Below are 18,198 nucleotides of genomic sequence, written 5' to 3' on the forward strand. Positions count from 1 at the left end.
CAGTAAAGCGTTACTACACAAACAAAACGGAAATAAGTGATGAAACAAGCGGCAAAAGTAATGACACTGGCCGATATTGCCAGACTGGCCGGGGTGTCGGGATCTACCGCTTCGCGCGCTTTGCGTGATAATCCGGTCATAAATGCCCAAACCCGGCAAAAAGTGCAACAAATTGCCGCTGATCATCAGTTTAAGGTCAATGCGACGGCGCGCAGTTTGCGCACCCAAAAAAGTTACACTATAGCGGTAATTATTTTATTTGATGCCAAAACTCAGCAAGCGATAAGCGATCCGTTTTTACTGGATATTCTGGGAGTTATTGCCGACGAGTTAACCGCCAAAGGTTATGACATGCTGCTTAGTACCAGCAAAACCACCGACAAAGATTGGCGTAGTTATTATTTTGATTCAAAACGCGCCGATGGTCTTATTGTTATCGGCCAGGGCGAGCATGATGCGCGGGTCGATCAACTGGCCACCGCCGGGGTACCTTTTGTGGTGTGGGGTGCTGCTACCGGCAATGAGCAGTTTCCGGTAATAGGTAGCGATAACCGCCAAGGCGCTCAGTTGGCGGTGGCGCATTTAATTAAGCAGGGCTGCAAGCGGGTGGCCTTTTTAGGTGATATTCGGCACACCGAAATTGAAATGCGCTATCTGGGTTATCAGGATGCACTGCACGCTGCCGGCATTCAGGTAGAGCCTGCATTGCAACTAAATACTGATTTTACTGCGCAGGCCGGTTATTTGCAGACCCAGCAAGCGCTGTTTGCTCAGCTTGATAGCCTTGATGGCATTTTTGCCGCCAGTGACGCCATTGCCATGGGCGCAATGAAAGCGCTGCTGGAGCATGGCGTTAAGGTACCTCAACAGATAGCAATAGTAGGTTTTGATGATATTGCCATGTCGGCTTACTGCACGCCGTCGCTGACCACCGTTAAGCAAGACACCCATGCCGGCGGCCAGTTGTTGGTTGAGCAATTATTAAGCCGGATTAACGGCGGTAAGGCAGCGTCGCAGTTGCTACCGGTTAAGCTGGTCGACAGGCAGTCTAGTTTACGATAAAACCATTAGAACGAAAGACTGACATACCTGTGGCGGCCCTTCAGCAATGCTAACCGCCACTTAGTTCAGCGTGCTTCACAGCTTCACCAAGTCAGCGAATTTTAACGCCTGGACGCTTGGATATACTTTCAGAGCGTTTTTAAGCACACTTGGCTCGCCAATACCTATCGCTTGCATGCCGGCGCGGTTAATCGCCTCGACACCAGCAACCGCGTCTTCCACGCCGATACAATGCCCGGGTGCTACCCCCAGCCCTTTGGCGGCCAATAAAAACACCTCCGGATCGGGTTTGCTGTTAACAACCTTGTTAGCATCGGCAATGTAATCAAACTGGTCAGCAATACCTAAGCGGACAACTACCAGGGCGGCATTTTTACTGGCCGATGCCAGGCCAATTTTAATGCCGCTTTGGCGTAGGGCTGCAAATAACGGCTGCACCCCGGCGAATAAGTCGGCCGGGCTCATATGGGCTATCAGCTCAAGGTAGCGCTGGTTTTTTTGCTGCATTAGCCGGTTTTCTTCCTCTGCGCTTACTTGCTGGTTGGCGTGTTGTAAAATCCAGCGCAGCGACCCTAAACGGTCTACTCCTTTTAGCTGTTCATTATCGTGCTCGGTAAAGGCAATACCTAAGCCGTTAGCCAGCGCTTGCCAGGCTTGAAAATGATAATGTGCAGTGTCGGTTAGTACGCCATCTAAATCAAAAATTACGGCTTTTACTGGCATGTCACACTCCTGCGCTACACTTTACTGGTGCGCCAACATCCAATGACACAGCTTGGTTAGCATGGTAAAGCGTTAAAGGTTTGCCAGAGATCAACTGATAGCTAGCCTGATCGGCACTTAAACTGACTTGCAGGATCCGGTTCTGATAACACAACCGGAATTCCAGCTCGGGCAACGCTTGCGGTAGGCGAGGTTGAAAATACAAGCCATCTTTGCGCACTCTTAAGCCGGCAAACCCCATTACCAGCGATAACCAGCTACCGGCCATGCAAGCAATATGTACCCCCACCCCGGTATTGCCATGATAGTTGTCTAAATCCATCCGGGCCGAGTTGCCAAAAAAAGCGTGTGCCTGTTCAGTGTTACCCGCTTCAGCAAAGGCAATGCTATGAATACAGCCCGATAAACTGGAATCGTGCGTGGTGAGGGGTTCATAGTAAGCTAGGTCGCGTGTTTTTTGGGCCGGGCTTATCCGGTTATCCAACAGCACATTGGCCAATACGGTATCGGCTTGTTTTAGCACCTGATGGCGGTAAATAACCAGTGGGTGAAAATGCAGCAATAAGGGGTATTTGTCGGCTGGGGTAGTGGCAAAGTCCCATGGTTTTTTGTTTAAAAAACTGTCGTCCTGCGCCTGAATGGCCAGCTCGTGATCATACGGCAGGTACATATTGTCTGCTGCACGCTGCCAGCTTTGCAGCTCAGAGTTGCTTACCTCGAATTTTGCAGCAAGCTCGGGGTAGTCAGCAAAAATGAGCAGGCTAAATTCCAGCTGCAGTTGCACCATGGCATTAGTATAAAAGTTGTTGTTGACGATAGCCGTGTATTCATCGGGGCCGGTCACCTGATGAATTTCAAAACGCTGCTGCTGACGTGGATTAAAAAAGCCTAAATCCAGCCATAGCCGGTTAGTTTCCAGCAGCATTTCGGCGCCCATTTCGCGGATAAAATGGCTATCGGCAGTGGCCAGATAATAGCTGCGAATAGCATAAGCAATGGCGGCATTAATATGGTATTGGGCTGTACCGGCAGGAAAATAAGCTGAGCACTCTTCGCCGCCAATGGTGCGCCACGGGTAAAGTGCGCCGCGCGGGTGACTCATTTGTCGGGCGCGCTGGCGGGCCGCATTTAGCTGGCTGAAACGGTGCGTAAGTAACTGACGGGCAGTGTCTGGCTGGGTCAGGCTAAGCACCGGCACCACATAAATTTCGGTATCCCAGAAATAATGGCCATCGTAGCCGGGACCACTTAGCCCTTTGGCGGCAATATTACTGACGCCATTGCGGCCGGCGGCCTGCGCCAGGCTAAAAAGATTAAAGCGGATCCCTTGCTGTAGTGCACTGTCGCCACCAATTTTAACATCAGCCTGCTGCCAGAACCCGGCCCAGTATTGTTGGTGTGCCGTTAGCTGGCTGGCAAAGCTCTGAGCGCAGACTTGTTGCAATAGCATATTAATGTGCTGCTGCAGTTGACTGTCGTCTGCTTGCTCATTGTTATGACAATACACAACCAGCTTGTGCAGAACTAACGGCTCGCCTTTAGTCAGGCTAAGCTGAAACTGCTGACTAATACAATGTTCGGTACAGTGGTTAGCTAACCATTTAGCATTAGCCGGCAACTGGTGGCTCATTGCCGCGGCAACCCGGCTCTCGCTGCCATGGGCCTGATGCAACATAGTGGCCTGCTTAGCATCGCAGTGCTGTTGTCGTAAACTCAGGCTGTCGGCTATCGACATTACCCCAACTCTGGGATCGTCTTTTTTCTGAAAACCGGGGTAGCCGGCATCCAGCAAACTGTCGAGCTGAATATCGCCGCTAAAATTAAGTGCGGTAACACTTAGCTCTATCGCCAGCAAATGCGGGTTTGCCTGAGAAATAAAGCGGCGGCTTTGCAGCTGTAGTTGTTTGCCCTGGCGGCTTTGCCACTGCCACTGGCGATGCAGCACACCTGTTTTTAAATCCAGCTGGCGCTGATGCTCTGTAGCACCAGTAATGGTAACGGCTTCATCGTCGACGCTAAGCTGCAGCACCTTGCCATTAGCTACCTGCAGCATTTTATGGTTGTTGCGGGCGAAACCGTAGGCGCTTTCGCCGTAGGTTATAGGTTCGCTGCTGTACACCCCATTCAGATAAGTCCCTTCACAATGGGTGATGTCAGCGGGTGTGGCCTCATCAAAACTGCCGCGACTGCCAATATAGCCATTGCCCAAACTTAGCAGGGTTTCTTTTAACATATGCAGCTCCGGAGTAAAGCCGCTATCGGGTAATTGCCATTCGGCTACGCCTAATGCCCGGGTTAAGTCTGCATGCAATGTCATTAGTATTCCTTCAAGCAATCAACATTAACAGCACTATACACGCTTTTAAATCATCTTTGCAATCGATTGCAATTGACAATTAAAACATTGTATAGTCGGCTGTAACAGGGTAAAAAACCAACAACGGTCACCTGGCTGGGGCCGAAATGAGTATAAACCTATGGCAACTCTAAGAATAAAACTGGCGTTACTGCTGACCTATTTTGTCTTTGCAATACTGTTAAACAGTGTCGGTACGGTGATACTTCAGGTTATTCACACTTATCAAATTACCAAAGAAGCCGCCAGTGCATTAGAGGGCTTTAAAGATATTCCAATTGCAATAGTGTCGTTTTTGATTGCTGCCTGGCTGCCGCGCCTGGGTTATAAAAATGCCATGTTAATTGGGGTAAGCCTGGTTACGCTGGCCTGCTTGGCAATGCCCTTGCTACCGGCATTTTTAACCACCAAGCTGCTGTTTTTAACGGTAGGCGCTAGTTTTGCCTTAGTTAAGGTATCAGTTTATGCCAGCATTGGCGTTGTTACCCGCACCAATGCTGAGCACGCCTCGCTGCTGAATTTTATTGAAGGTTTTTTTATGCTAGGGGTGCTGAGTGGCTACTGGGTATTTGCAGCCTTTATGGATCCGACCGCGCCACAGTCTGCTGACTGGCTGCAGGTATACTGGTGGTTGGCTGGTTTGTCGGCACTAAACCTGCTGCTGTTACTTACTACCCGCTTTCCTTCGCTTGAGCTGCCAAAAATAAGCCGTGCTACGGATGACTTTTTGGCGATGATTAAGCTGGTATACCGGCCATTAGTATTTGTGTTTGTTTTGTCAGCGTTTTTATATGTATTAATTGAGCAAGGTATTGGCAGTTGGCTTCCTACTTTTAATAACGAAGTGCTTAGCTTGCCGAACCAGCTAAGTGTGCAATTAACTAGTATCTTTGCCGCTAGTCTGGCACTGGGCCGGCTGGCGGCCGGTTTTGTCCTCAGACATTTAAGTTGGTACTGGTTGCTAAATATTTGTCTGGTCTGTATGGCCGCCTTAATTTTGCTGACCTTGCCGCTAACCCATAATGTTCAGGTAGCTGCTGACGTAAGTTTATTCAGCGCGCCGCTGGCAGCGTATTTATTTCCTTTAATTGGTTTGTTTATGGCCCCTATTTACCCGGTTATTAATTCGGTTATTTTAAGCGCCCTGCCGAAAGTACAACATGCCGCCATGACCGGCTTAATTGTGGTGTTTTCTGCGCTGGGCGGTACAACCGGTTCTATTGTTACCGGCTATACCTTTGCTAACTTTAATGGCCAAACGGCGTTTTATTTATCGTTACTGCCGTTAAGCCTTTTACTGTTGTCGGTAGGTTTGCTGCGCCAGCAAAGTAAGCAAATTGCGGGCTAATTAACAATCCACTTAAAGCGCAGTAGTTTTGTGCTAAACTAGCGTGCTTATTTCGGCTGCCAGTCAAAATTAATGGATCAACTAAACACTATTGAAAGACGGGCTGCTCTGGCTCTGGCCCTGGTATTCTCTACCCGGATGCTGGGCTTGTTTATGCTGCTGCCGGTATTTGCGCTGTATGGTACTGAGCTTATTGGCTACTCACCGCTATGGATTGGTTTGGCTATTGGCGCTTATGGCCTGACGCAGGCTATTTTGCAAATTCCATTTGGCTGGTTATCTGATCGCATTGGCCGGCATAAAGTCATGCTGCTTGGCCTGGCGTTATTTGCGCTAGGTTCGGTGGTTGCAGCTTTGGCTGAGTCGGTTTACCTGGTTACCTTCGGCCGTATTTTACAAGGTGCCGGCGCTATTGCCGGTGCGGTGCTGGCGCTGGCTGCCGATTTAACCCGTGACGAGCAACGGCCGAAAGTAATGGCCATTATTGGCGCCAGTATTGGTTTGTCTTTTGCGCTGGCGCTGGTTGCCGGGCCCCTTATTGCCAAGTGGGCCGGCTTAAGCGGGGTATTCTGGTTTACTGCGGTGCTGGCCTGTTGTGCCATGTTAATTGTTGCCTTTTTAGTGCCTAAAAGTGTTAATAAAGCGCCGGCCGCTGAAACGCTGGCCATTCCGGCTACTTTGCTTAGCATGCTTAAGCATCGCCAGTTATTACAACTGGATATTGGTGTGCTAATGCTGCACTTAATGCTAACCGCCATGTTTGTTGCCTTACCGGTATTACTAAGCCAATATCAATTGGCTGCCGATCAGCATTGGCAGGTTTATTTACCGGTGCTGCTGGCCTCGTTTATGCTGATGGTGCCGATGATGATCATCGCCATGCGCAAGCAGCAGGAAAAAGGCTATTTTTTAGTGGCGATTTGCTTGTTGATTATCGCCATGCTGCTGGCTTTTCTGGCTACTGATTTGTGGTGGTTAGTGGCAGCCTTGTTTTTATTTTTTACCGGTTTTAATTTTTTAGAAGCCAGTTTGCCGGCAATGGTCTCGCGGGTAGCGCCGGCCGGCCAACGCGGAAGCGCAATGGGTATTTATTCTAGTAGCCAGTTCTTTGGTGCTTTTGCCGGTGGTGTGATTGGTGGTGTAGTAGCCGGACAATTTGGTTATGCAATGGTGTTTGCCGTTTTGGCCGCTATTGGTTTATTATGGCTGCTTATTGCTCAAACCATGTTGGTGCCTGCACGGGCCCAGCGGGTGTCGCTGGCGGTGCAGTTACACTCAGAGCACGATGCCAGTTTACTGGCCAGCCAATTGGCGGCACTTGGCGGCGTGCAGGAAGTCACTATTTTATTGACTGAACAGCGTTGTTACTTAAAAGTCAGTCCGCAACAGTTTGACCTGGCGCAGGCCCGGTCATTGGTTGGCACAACCCAACCTTAATTTTTCAGGAGAAATCGTATGGCGCGTGGAGTTAATAAAGTTATCTTAATCGGCAATCTGGGGGCAGACCCGGAAGTGCGCTATATGCCGCAGGGTGGTGCCGTGGCTAATATGACGCTGGCTACTTCAGAAAGCTGGACCGATAAAGCCAGTAACGAGAAAAAAGAACAAACCGAATGGCACAAGGTTGTTATTTATCAGCGCCTGGCCGAAATTGCCGGTGAATACCTGCGCAAGGGTAGTAAGGTATATATTGAAGGTAAGCTAAAAACCCGTAAGTGGACCGACAAAGACGGCGTTGAGCGCTACACCACTGAAATTGTGGCCAGCGAGCTGCAAATGCTTGACGGCCGCGGTGATGGCCAGCAACAAGGCGGTGGCATGGGCGGTGGTCAGCAAGGTGGCTACCAACAACGTGCGCCACAGCAACAGCCGGCACAACAAGGTGGTTATCAGCAACCGCAACAGGGGGGTTACCAGCAGGCGCCATCTCAGTCAGCACCGCAACAAGGTGGTTATCAAAAGCCGGCGCAACAAGGCAGCCAGCAACCGGCGCAGCAACAACAGCGGCCGCCAATGGAACCGCCTATCGACTTTGATGACGATATCCCTTTTTAGAGTTCACAGTTTATCAAGACCAAAAAGCCTGATTAATCAGGCTTTTTAATATCGTGCTGCGGGTGGTGTTAATTTGCGAATTATTCATAGTTCCGACTGGCATTTAGGCCAGCATTTTATTGGTAAAAGCCGTGAGACTGAACATGCGGCGTTCTTACGCTGGCTGGTACTGCAGGTAACCGAGCAAGCCATCGATGCTATAATTGTCGCCGGTGATATTTTTGATACCGCCACTCCTCCTAGTTATGCCCGCGAGTTATACAACCAGTTTATTGTCGATTTACAACCAAGCGGTTGCCAGTTGGTGATGTTAGGTGGTAATCACGATTCGCCCGCCGTGCTGGCTGAAAGCAAACAGTTGCTGGCCAGGCTGAATACGTCGGTTATTCCGGCTATATCCGCCGAATTAGCTGGCCAATTGGTAGTATTGCATAATAATAAGCAGGCGCCGGCCTGTTTGCTGGCAGCGGTACCATTTTTACGCTCGCGTGATTTACTGCAAAGCCAGGCCGGGCAAAGTGGTCAGCAAAAGCAGCTAGACTTGCAACAAGCCATTGCCAGTCATTATCAGCAGTTATATGCCTTGGCACTGCAGTATAACCAGCAACATCAGTTGAATTTACCCATCGTCATGACCGGCCATTTAACCACTGTTGGCGTAAGCCAGTCTGAATCGGTGCGAGACATTTATATCGGCACACTGGAAGCTTTTTCGGCGAGTGCTTTTCCAGCCGCAGACTATATCGCGCTGGGGCATATTCATCAGGCGCAGCAACTGAATAGTAGTACTGACATTCGTTACAGTGGCTCGCCTATAGCGCTAAGTTTTGATGAGGCCCGTCAGCAAAAGCAACTGTGGCTACTTGAATTTGACGGTAAGCAAAAAACCGTGAGTAGTATCGCCATTCCCTGTTTTCAGCCATTAGTCAGTATTAAAACCGATTTAAGCAGTTTGCCTGCACGGCTAAAGCCGGTGCTCGACAGCTTGGATAGCGGTGTAACCTTATGGTTAGAAGTGGTGATAAACAGTAGCGATGGCTATTTAACCGATTTACAGCCCAGAGTAGAGCAGATATTGGCAGGGTTGCCGGTAACGCTATTACGACTGCGGCGTGAGCGCAGCAACGCCGGTGCCAGTTTGCAGCAGTTTAAACAAACCAGCCTGGCAGAACTGGCACCAGCTGAAGTATGGCAAGCGCGGCTGGCCGATGAAGTGATAACCGCAGAGCAACAACAGCAGCTAACCGAATTGCATCAACAAGTATTGGCCAAAGTACAGCAGCGTGAAGCCGCGCCGCAGGCCACAGTAAAATGAAGATACTGTCGGTACGGCTGCAAAACCTTAACGCTTTACGCGGCGAATGGCTGATCGATTTTCGGCTGCCACCGTTTGACAGTACCAGTTTATTTGCCATTGTTGGCCCAACCGGTGCCGGCAAAACCACCATTTTGGATGCCATTTGCCTGGCGCTGTACCACCAAACGCCACGTCTTAAAACCTCGCCAACCAGTAATGAGCTAATGAGCCGCCACAGCAGCGAGTGTTTAGCAGAAGTAGAGTTTGAGGTGGCCGGCCAGAGTTATCGGGCATTTTGGAGCCAGCGCCGTGCCCGTGGCCAGGCCGATGGCAATTTACAGGCGGCGAAAGTAGAGCTTGCCAGGTTAGATGGCACTATTTTGGCAGAAAAAACCAACGAAAAACTAAAACTGGTTACCGAACTGACCGGGCTGGATTTTGGCCGCTTTACTAAGTCAATGTTACTGGCACAAGGCAGTTTTGCGGCCTTTTTAAATGCCGACGCCAATGAACGGGCAGAATTGCTGGAAGAGCTGACCGGCACCGATGTTTATGGCCGGATTTCCGAGCAGGTGTTTAGTGATGCCCGCGAGCATAAAGCCGCGCTGGAGCTGCTGCAGGCCAAGGCGTCTGCCACTGAGTTACTTTCGCCCGAACAACAACAGCATTTAACGGCTGAGTTGGCAGCGTTAAAAACCCACTTAAATCAACAGCAGCAAGGTGTTAGCAAGCAGCGTCAGCTGTTGCAATGGCGTCAGCAATTGGCTGACGCGGAACAAGCACTACAGCAAGCCAAAGCTGAAATGGCTGAACTTATTGCTGAACATGCCCGGCAACAGCCAGCATTAGCCCGTTTGCAACGTCATCAGCCAGCCAGCAAGCTGGCGCCATTGTACCAGGCACTGCAACAGGCACAACAACAGCAGCAACAGTTACAGGCTGAACAGCAGCAACTGCAGAGTAATATTCAGACCGGCCAAACCAACCAGGCCAATCTGTTATGGCAGGGCTGGCAGTATTTTGTGGCAGAACAGCAGCGGGCTCGGCAGCACCAGCAAAAGCTTAATCAGCAGCAACAACAATTACAGCAACAGCAACGCCAGCTGGCAGCAACCCTGCAACAGCAAGTTTCAGAGCATGCTCAGTTGCAACAGCAACTGGCAGCGTTAACGCAGGGTGGTGATGCTGCCAGTCTGCGCCAGCAACAACAACAGCAGCGTGACCGGTTGCATCAGCTGCAACAGGCTGAACGGCTACTGGCCCAACGGCAAAAACGGCAACAGCAACTGGCAGAATTGCAGCAGCTACACTCTGACAAACAACAACAACTGGCTCCACTGGCTGATGAACTTACCAGCCTGCGCCAACGCTTTAAACATCTGAATGAGCAGATAGCAGATAAAAAACAGTTATTAGCGCAACAACAACTGATTATGCAATTGTCTGAACACCGGGCCAATTTACAACCAGGGGAGCCTTGTCCGTTGTGTGGCAGCACCGGACACCCGGCCGTTAGCGAGTATCAACAACTGGACGGCTCGGCCACTGCTAAACAACTGGTTGAGAAAGAAGCTGAGTTTAATAACGTGCAAACTGCTGGTGAAGCCGCCCGCACCCGTCAGGCCGGGCTAACAACTGAAACAGCGCAGTTGCAACGTCAGGCTGCGCAGCAACAAACCGAGTTGGACGAGCTACAAAACCAGCTACAACCGTTATTGCCCAGCGTAGTTAATATAGCAGAGCAAGCAGACAGCGCTAAACTTGCTAAGACGCTTAACGAGCATGCCGAGCACCTACAACGGCAACTGGCGGCAACCGGGCAACAGCTAAACCAATTTGAGCAGCAGCAACAGCAATTGCAGCAACTAACAACAACGCTACAGCAGTCGGAACGTCAGCAGACTGAATGGGCACATCAACAAGCCATGCTGGCGCAGCAGCTACAACGCGAAGAGGAGCAGCTAGTTGCCCGGGACACTGAGTTGGCACAGTGGCAGCAACAATGGCAGGCTTTGCAACATGAGCCACCGCAGGTACAGCGTGCGACCGCTGATCTGGCAGTACTGAAACAGCAGTTACAGCAATTACAACAGCAATTACAGCACTGGCAGGGCCAGCAACAGGTGCTACAGCGCCAGTGTGAACAGATAGTGTCCGTGTTGCAGCAGGTTACGCAGCAATGGCAGCAGGCCCTGACCGCCAGTGATGTTAAAGATGAAGAGGTCTTTCTGGCGGCGTTGCTCAGTGATAACGAGTTAAGCGAACTAACAGCACTACAGCAGCAACTGCAACAAGCTGAGGTTGCCATCAACCGCCTGCTAGCAGATCGGCAGCAGCGTTTCAATGAGCTGGCACAACAGCAGCTTACCACGTTAACGCAGCAACAATTGTCAGCGCAGCTACAGCAGCAGGAACAACAGATACAGCAACTTAACGAGCAGCAGGGCCAGTTACAGCATCAGCTTAGCAGCGATCAGCAGCGCAAAAAGGTGCTGCAAAGCGTACTGGCAGAAATTGCTACAGCAGAGCAACAGCTGGCATTGTGGCAAAGATTAAACAGCTTGATAGGCTCTGCCGATGGCGCTAAATACCGCCGTTTTGCGCAAGGCCTTACCTTGCAGCAATTGGTGCAGCTGGCTAATCAGCAGTTACAGTTACTGCATAATCGTTATCAGCTGGCGCGCCATCCTACGGCTGAATTAGAGCTGCAAGTATTAGATACTTGGCAGGCTGACGCGGCCCGTGACACTAAAACATTATCCGGCGGCGAGAGCTTTTTGGTGAGTCTGGCACTGGCGCTGGCGTTATCTGATTTAGTCAGCAGCAAAACCAGTATTGATTCATTATTTCTGGATGAGGGCTTTGGTACCCTGGATGCCGATACGCTGGAAAGCGCGCTGGCAGCATTAGACCAGTTAAATGCCAGCGGTAAAATGATTGGGATTATCAGTCATGTTGAGGCATTAAAACAGCGGGTGCCCGTGCAAATTCGTCTGGAAAAACAGCAAGGGCTGGGTTACAGCCAGATCCGTATTAGTCAGTAGCGGCCTGTTGGGCGTTACGTTGTTGCTGCAGTAATACCGCAAACTGCTCCGCCGGCACCGGCTTGCTAAAATAATAACCCTGATAATAGTCGCAATGTTGCTGCCGCAAAAAAGCCAGCTGCTCAGCGGTTTCTACCCCTTCAGCCAATACTTTAAACCGCAGGTTATGCGCCAGATCTATTATCGCTTTAGCGATGCTTTGGTCATCTTCTGCTGCCGGTAAATTTTCAATAAAGCGCTTATCTATTTTTAAGATATCCAGCGGTAAGCGTTTTAAATAGGCTAAGGAAGAATAACCGGTACCAAAGTCATCGATGGCCAACTTAATACCCAATGCACGCAGGGCGGTCATGGTTTTGATCACATCCTCTTCGTCGCCCATTAGCGCATTTTCAGTAACTTCCAGCTCCAGGCAGGCCGGGTCAAAGCCGGTTTCCTGCAGAATAGTTGTCACTTTTTGTTGTAAATCACCCTTATTAAATTGTTGTGGCGAGACATTAATGGCTAAGTTGATATTGGCCAGGCCGGCCAGCTTCCAGGCCTGTCCCTGGCGGCAGGCCTGCTGCAATACAAATTGGCCAATAGGGTGAATTAAGCCACTGGTTTCTGCCAATGGGATAAACTTATCAGGGCCAATCATGCCATCCGTGGGATCGATCCAGCGTATTAACACTTCTGCGCCAATGATCAGGCCACTGGCAATATCTAATTGGGGTTGATAATAACAGCACAAGTGGTTATTTTTCAGCGCATTGCGCAGCCGCTGCTCCAGCACCAGCCGTTGCCGGGCTTGCTGGGTAAGGCTGTCAGAATAAAAGCTGTAAGTGTTGCGGCCATCGGCTTTAGCCCGGTATAGCGCTGCATCTGCGCCTTGCAGTAGCGCATCAGCGCTGTCAGCATGAATGGGATAGATACAAATACCCACTGAGGCGGCAACATTAACATCTGTCTGCTGGCCCAATGTAAAGGGGCTGAGTAGTTGCTGTAATATTTTTTCAGCCACCCTGGCAGCATCTTCTGGCTCGGCTAATTGTTCTATCAGAAAAACAAATTCGTCACCACCCAGCCGGGCCAGCGTATCTGTTTCGCGGCAACTCTGGTTTAACCGTTCCGTAACTTGCAGCAGCAAGCTGTCACCGGTTTGATGGCCATAGCTGTCGTTAATATCTTTAAAGTGGTCTAAATCGAGGATCATTACTGCCAAAAAGTGTTGGTTTCGTTTGGCTAACTTAACCGCATTACTAAGCCTGATGCTAAAATTCTGCCGATTAGGTAGTTGGGTTAACGGGTCGAACTCGGCTAAAAAGGCCAGTTCGGCAGCTTGGCGTTTACGTTCGGTTAAATCGATATCAATACAGAAAATTTTTGCCGGTTTATCCGGTAATTTTACTACGGCATGGCTGGAGAACACCGAGACCAGCGATCCATCTTTGCGCTTTAAGGTAAGCTCATTGGCTGGAATTGGCTCGGCATGTTCGGCCATATAAGCCATGGCCTGGCGCACTTCATCACAAGCCTGTTCCGGAATAATTAAATCAAGCAGGCTACGGCCAATCACTTCTTCTTTGGTATAACCATAAATATACTCGCTGGCTTTATTCCAGTATTGGGTAATGCCATGCTCATCGTAGCCTTGAATTGAAATTTGTGGTGCATTGTCAAGTAAGGTCCTGGATAGTAACTCACTCTCAAGTAATTGCTGCTCAACCAATTTTTGGGCAGAAATATCCTGTACTACTGATATGTAATAAGGTGTAACACCACGGGTATCAGGTGCTTTAGCCACTGCTAGCTTTACCCAGATAATAGTGCCGGTTTTATTAAAATATCGTTTCTCTACACTATAACTGGTGGTTATGCCTTGTACTAGCTGGGCAAATTGCTGTTGTTCTTGTTCTAAATCTGCCGGATGGGTTACTTGCTGAAATGACATGTTTTGCATTTCAGTACTGCTATAGCCAAGCATTGCTGAAAATTGCCGGTTAACCCGCAAAAAGTGGCCATTGTTATCAACATGGGCAATACCGGCAGCAGCATGATCAAAGGTTTGACTAAGTGCTTGCTCGCTTGCCTGCAAGGTGGCGGTTAGGCCTTGGTGATGGCGTAAAAGCAGCCAGGCGAGCAGCCCGGTTAGCCCAACATAGGCTATGCCTTTATAGGTTTGGTAGTGGCTTAGTTGCGCGTTATCGGTAACCAGCATAGCTAGTAAGCTGTCACTGAACACAATCCAGAGCATACCAAGCAGAAGATACACCAAAACACCGATTACCGGGTATAGACGTAGCATTCTGGCGTGGCTGCTTTTTTTCATCATTTACATCTCTGATACAAATAGTCGTTATTAAGCTGTCCAATAATAAATCATAGTTTAAAATGAAAATTATCCAAACAATTTATGCAACAATCTTATTAAAGAATAATGCCTTAGCTGAAGTATTCAGCTAAGGCGGCAATGGTGGTTAAAAAGAATAAACTAAAGTGAGCGAGGTTTGGGTATCAGTGTTCTTTTTATCTGGCTGAACGTCAGAGTCATTTTGTACCAAAAAAGCCGCTTTCATTTGCATGGCACCGTTAATCTTAGCGGTTACTGCGGTCTCGGCAATAGAGCGGGTATTATCATCACCATATTCGACACTCAGAGTTTGGCTAAAGGCTGCTGATTCACTTATTTGCCAGCTGTAGGCCGCTGCACCTCGGATAATTAGCCCGTTTTCGGTTTCACCGGTAGCCCGGGTACCAAAAAAATAACCCGGACCAATCTCAACGTCCAGATGTTGAGTTTCTGCTTGATATAAGCGGGTACCGTAACCTACCGCCAGCGTATTATACTTTTCAAAAGCACCAAATTTGTCATTGGTATGCGAACCAATCATAAACAAATTATCAAACTCAGTATTCAGTTTGTAAGCGCCTTTAGCAGAAATAAGATAACGCTCTGCCGAGCGCTCATTAACGGTGTTGCCATCCTCATCCGTTTTTTCATCTTCTTTAAAAAAAGCACTGAAAATATACTGATTGTTCCAGGCGTCGAGCTCCTGCCTGGCGTCAATTTTACCGGTAATTGACGTGCCGGCAGTATTGCCTGAGGTGCTAATAGCACCTAATTCTGCAGAAGTTTGCCATACCTCTCCATCGTCAGTGTCGGCTTGCTGAGCACTGATAGCACCACTGGCCAGCAGACAGCTCAACATCGATAATGCGAATCGATTCATGTTTACTCCTTGGTATCTATTTTATCTTTGTAAAAGTGCACGTCCATTTGTGGGAACGGAATACCAATGCCATGCTCATCAAAAGTCAATTTCACTCTTTCCAGCATATCCCAGTAAACGCCCCAGTAATCAGCCGAGTTAACCCAGGGCCGCACATTCATGTTAACTGAAGAGTCTGCCAATGCCCCAACATTGACACTAAAGGCTGGCTCGGTTAGTACTCGCGGGTCATTTAGCAGCATGTCATGCAACAATTTTTTTGCCAGTAATAAATCAGCATCGTAGCTGATACCAATAACCAGATCGACCCGACGAATAGGTTCTGCTGAATAGTTAGTAATAGGCCCGCCAGTAATTTGCGCATTGGGCACGATAACCCGCTTATTATCAGGGGTTTTCATTTGGGTTTGGAAAATGTCGATTTTTTCTACAGTACCTGAAACACCGCCACCGTCAATAAAGTCTCCGGCTTTAAAAGGCCTGAACAGTATAATTAAAATACCCGAAGCGAAATTTGCCAGCGAACCTTGCAGTGCCAAGCCAACAGCCAAACCTGCAGCACCGAGAATGGCAATAAACGAGGTAGTTTGTACTCCAATCTGTGACAATGCCATCAAGATAGTCGCAATAAGCACTACGGCGTAAACGATACTGACCAAAAACGCTACGACTGCTTTGTCTACCGAACGTGACAATAAGCCTTTTTCTAACAGCCGTGACAGCCCTTTAGCTACCAACCGGCCAACATAAAAAATAATGATAGCGGCAACCAACTGTAGAACTAAACCCAGCAATAGTTCATGGTTTTCCTGATACAAAGTGGTTATTTCATCCATTACTCACTCCTAAGTAAATATTTAAGATTACATTGTTTTATCGACGCGACAAGTTTATCAATCTTAAGCCGATGATGTTACGCCAGCAGAGAGTAAAAACTAAAAAATGGGTGGCAACGGTAAATTAAGCAATTAATTGTCATTAAAAATGCTGAGTTTAGTTTGTGTGCTGAATGACGACATTTGGTGAATTATCAATTCTATGCTTTCTTGCAGTAGTTATGGCATTACGTTGTTTGCTTGACCCTTGTGTTACAGCCCTCTATGGTTAGGGCTATTGTAACCAGAAAGCAGATATAACATGGATCTAACCTCATTACAGCAGCAATTACAGTGTCCTGATCTGGCACCGGTGGAAAGCTGGCAGCCGACGTTCTGTGGTGATTTACCATTATTGATTACCGCCGATGGTCGTTGGCTTTATCAGGGTAGTGAGATCCGCCGTAAGCCTATGGTGCGTTTATTTGCTTCAGTATTAATATGTCAGCAACAACAATATTATTTGCAAACCCCGGTAGAGAAAGTGCGGATCCAGGTTGAAGATGCGCCTTTTTTGGTAGTGGCCAGCCAGTGGCAAGATACCGAAAATGGGCCTTTGTTAACGCTAACCACCAATATTGGTGATGCAGTGAGTGTGACCCCGCAGTATCCACTACGTCTGCAAACGTTTGAACAACAACAACTACCATACTTGCAATTATGGCGCGGTTTGTCTGCCCGCTTAAATCGAAATACCTATTACCAGTTAATTGAACAGGCTGCAGACGTTTATTGTGATGGTGCCCGCCATTTTCAGCTTAAAAGTGCTGGTTATCCGTTTAGCCTGGGTATTTTAAGCTGATATCGCTGTTCATCTGAGAAATAAAGGGCTGTGCCGCAGCACAGTTGCGCATAAGCAGCTGGCGGGTGCACATTGTAGTTTCAATAAAAAAGGACACAAACTATGCATAAAGCATTATTAGCAGTTGCCGTTGGTCTCAGTTTTAGCAGCATGATGGTTAGTGCCGCAACGCTAATTCATGCCGGTAAGTTACTCAGTGTTGAAGACGGAAAAGTATTAACTGAACAGACCATCATTATTGACGGTGATAAAATTACTGCTATTGAAGCAGGTTTTCGACAGCCAGGTAGTGATGATACGCTGATTAACCTGGCGCAGCATACGGTGCTACCCGGCTTGATGGATATGCATACCCATTTTTATACACAATTTAGCCCAACGGTATATAGCGAAGGGCAACGCCTTAACGAAGCTGACTTTGCTTTACGCGGTGCAGTATTTGCAGAAAAAACCTTAATGGCCGGCTTTACTACAGTGCGCGAGCTGGGTGACAACTATCAAATTAGTGTGGCCTTACGTAAAGCGATTGCGCAGGGTTATATCAAAGGACCCAGAATTTATGCAGCCGGTAAATCTATTGCCACTACTGGTGGTCATGCCGATCCTACTAACGGCATTGCTTTTGGGCAAATGGGTGACCCGGGTCCGAAAGACGGTGTTATTAACGGTGCTGATGAAGCACGCAAAGCCGTGCGGCAACGTTATAAAGAAGGGTCTGATTTAATTAAGCTAACGGGCACCGGTGGCGTATTGAGCGTAGCAAAAAGTGGTACTAACCCGCAGTTTACTGATGAAGAGTTTGCTGCTGTGGTGGCAACCGCTAAAGATTATGATATGAAAGTGGCCGTGCATGCGCATGGTAAAGAGGGGATGGAGCGGGCGATTAAAGCCGGAGTAGATTCGATAGAGCATGGCACCTTTATGGATAATGAGACCTTTGCTTTAATGCGCAAGCACGGGACGTATTATGTTGCCACCATAAGTGCCGGTAAATGGGCTGCTGAAAAAGCCGCTATTAACGGTTTTTTTCCTGAGCTGGTGCGGCCGAAGGCAGCTAATATTGGTAAACTCATTCAGCAAACCTTTGGCAGAGCTTATAAAGCCGGAGTAAAAATAGCCTTTGGTACCGATGCCGGCGTGTTTCCGCACGGCGACAACTGGCGTGAATTTATTTATATGACAGAGGCGGGCATGCCAATGATGGCGGCAATTCAATCAGCAACGATTGAAGGTGCCCGCTTATTGGGGGCAGAGACCGAACTTGGTAGCATTAAAGCTGGTAAAACCGCCGATATTATTGCTGTACCTGGCGATCCACTGCAAAATATTGAATTAATGGGTCAGGTTAGTTTTGTGATGAAAGCTGGCACTGTCTATAAACAATAATAAAATATCAGCTAACGCTACCGTGCGTTTTAAACTGG

Annotated in this window: 13 protein-coding genes; 8 read left to right on the plus strand and 5 right to left on the minus strand. The window is 48.6% G+C overall.

The genetic code is table 11. The features are described 5' to 3' along the window. The first annotated feature begins 39 nt into the window (after positions 1-39). The gene (locus VT06_RS06530; protein ID WP_046553480.1) at positions 40-1,062 is read left to right on the plus strand and encodes a LacI family DNA-binding transcriptional regulator; all 1,023 of its coding nucleotides are present in this window, start codon (positions 40-42) and stop codon (positions 1,060-1,062) included. A 75-nt stretch (positions 1,063-1,137) separates the two neighbouring features. On the opposite strand, the gene pgmB is transcribed toward VT06_RS06530, so the two are convergent. Both pgmB and VT06_RS06540 read right to left on the minus strand, forming a co-directional pair. Continuing rightward, positions 1,138-1,785 carry a beta-phosphoglucomutase gene (gene pgmB / locus VT06_RS06535; protein ID WP_046553481.1) on the minus strand — a complete coding sequence of 216 codons (648 nt, stop codon included), beginning with the start codon at positions 1,783-1,785 and terminating at the stop codon, positions 1,138-1,140. A gap of 1 nt (position 1,786) precedes the next feature. Further along, positions 1,787-4,102 carry a glycoside hydrolase family 65 protein gene (locus VT06_RS06540; protein ID WP_046553482.1) on the minus strand — a complete coding sequence of 772 codons (2,316 nt, stop codon included), beginning with the start codon at positions 4,100-4,102 and terminating at the stop codon, positions 1,787-1,789. A 160-nt stretch (positions 4,103-4,262) separates the two neighbouring features. Between VT06_RS06540 and VT06_RS06545 the strand changes: the two genes are divergently transcribed. From VT06_RS06545 to sbcC, 5 genes are all read left to right on the plus strand, one after another. Next, positions 4,263-5,489, plus strand: a complete 1,227-nt coding sequence (locus VT06_RS06545) for a sugar MFS transporter (RefSeq protein ID WP_046553483.1) — start codon at positions 4,263-4,265, stop codon at positions 5,487-5,489. A gap of 72 nt (positions 5,490-5,561) precedes the next feature. Then, positions 5,562-6,926, plus strand: a complete 1,365-nt coding sequence (locus VT06_RS06550; protein WP_046553484.1) for an MFS transporter — start codon at positions 5,562-5,564, stop codon at positions 6,924-6,926. 18 nt (positions 6,927-6,944) lie between these two features. Continuing rightward, positions 6,945-7,544, plus strand: a complete 600-nt coding sequence (gene ssb / locus VT06_RS06555; protein ID WP_046553485.1) for a single-stranded DNA-binding protein — start codon at positions 6,945-6,947, stop codon at positions 7,542-7,544. A gap of 73 nt (positions 7,545-7,617) precedes the next feature. Next, complete coding sequence (gene sbcD / locus VT06_RS06560; protein WP_046553486.1) at positions 7,618-8,859, plus strand: exonuclease subunit SbcD; 1,242 nt, start codon at positions 7,618-7,620, stop codon at positions 8,857-8,859. After that, on the plus strand, positions 8,856-11,885 hold the full coding sequence (sbcC, locus tag VT06_RS06565; protein ID WP_046553487.1) for an exonuclease subunit SbcC: 3,030 nt from the start codon (positions 8,856-8,858) through the stop codon (positions 11,883-11,885). The genes sbcD and sbcC overlap by 4 nt, the downstream gene beginning before the upstream one ends. Here sbcC and VT06_RS06570 read toward each other — a convergent pair. From VT06_RS06570 to VT06_RS06580, 3 genes are all read right to left on the minus strand, one after another. Then, positions 11,875-14,199, minus strand: a complete 2,325-nt coding sequence (locus tag VT06_RS06570; protein ID WP_052750184.1) for a bifunctional diguanylate cyclase/phosphodiesterase — start codon at positions 14,197-14,199, stop codon at positions 11,875-11,877. The two genes, sbcC and VT06_RS06570, sit on opposite strands and share 11 nt — an antisense overlap. Positions 14,200-14,344: 145 nt before the next feature. Beyond that, the gene (locus VT06_RS06575; protein ID WP_046553489.1) at positions 14,345-15,097 is read right to left on the minus strand and encodes a YdiY family protein; all 753 of its coding nucleotides are present in this window, start codon (positions 15,095-15,097) and stop codon (positions 14,345-14,347) included. Between the two features lie 2 nt (positions 15,098-15,099). Continuing rightward, complete coding sequence (locus VT06_RS06580; protein WP_046553490.1) at positions 15,100-15,933, minus strand: mechanosensitive ion channel family protein; 834 nt, start codon at positions 15,931-15,933, stop codon at positions 15,100-15,102. A gap of 301 nt (positions 15,934-16,234) precedes the next feature. Between VT06_RS06580 and VT06_RS06585 the strand changes: the two genes are divergently transcribed. Beyond that, positions 16,235-16,774 carry a DUF1285 domain-containing protein gene (locus VT06_RS06585; protein WP_046553491.1) on the plus strand — a complete coding sequence of 180 codons (540 nt, stop codon included), beginning with the start codon at positions 16,235-16,237 and terminating at the stop codon, positions 16,772-16,774. A 102-nt stretch (positions 16,775-16,876) separates the two neighbouring features. After that, positions 16,877-18,160, plus strand: coding sequence for an amidohydrolase family protein (locus VT06_RS06590; protein ID WP_046553492.1), 1,284 nt, complete (start codon positions 16,877-16,879; stop codon positions 18,158-18,160). Positions 18,161-18,198 lie beyond the last annotated feature (38 nt).

Origin of the sequence: Arsukibacterium sp. MJ3, from assembly GCF_000987765.1 — a bacterium.
Lineage (GTDB): Bacteria > Pseudomonadota > Gammaproteobacteria > Enterobacterales > Alteromonadaceae > Alishewanella.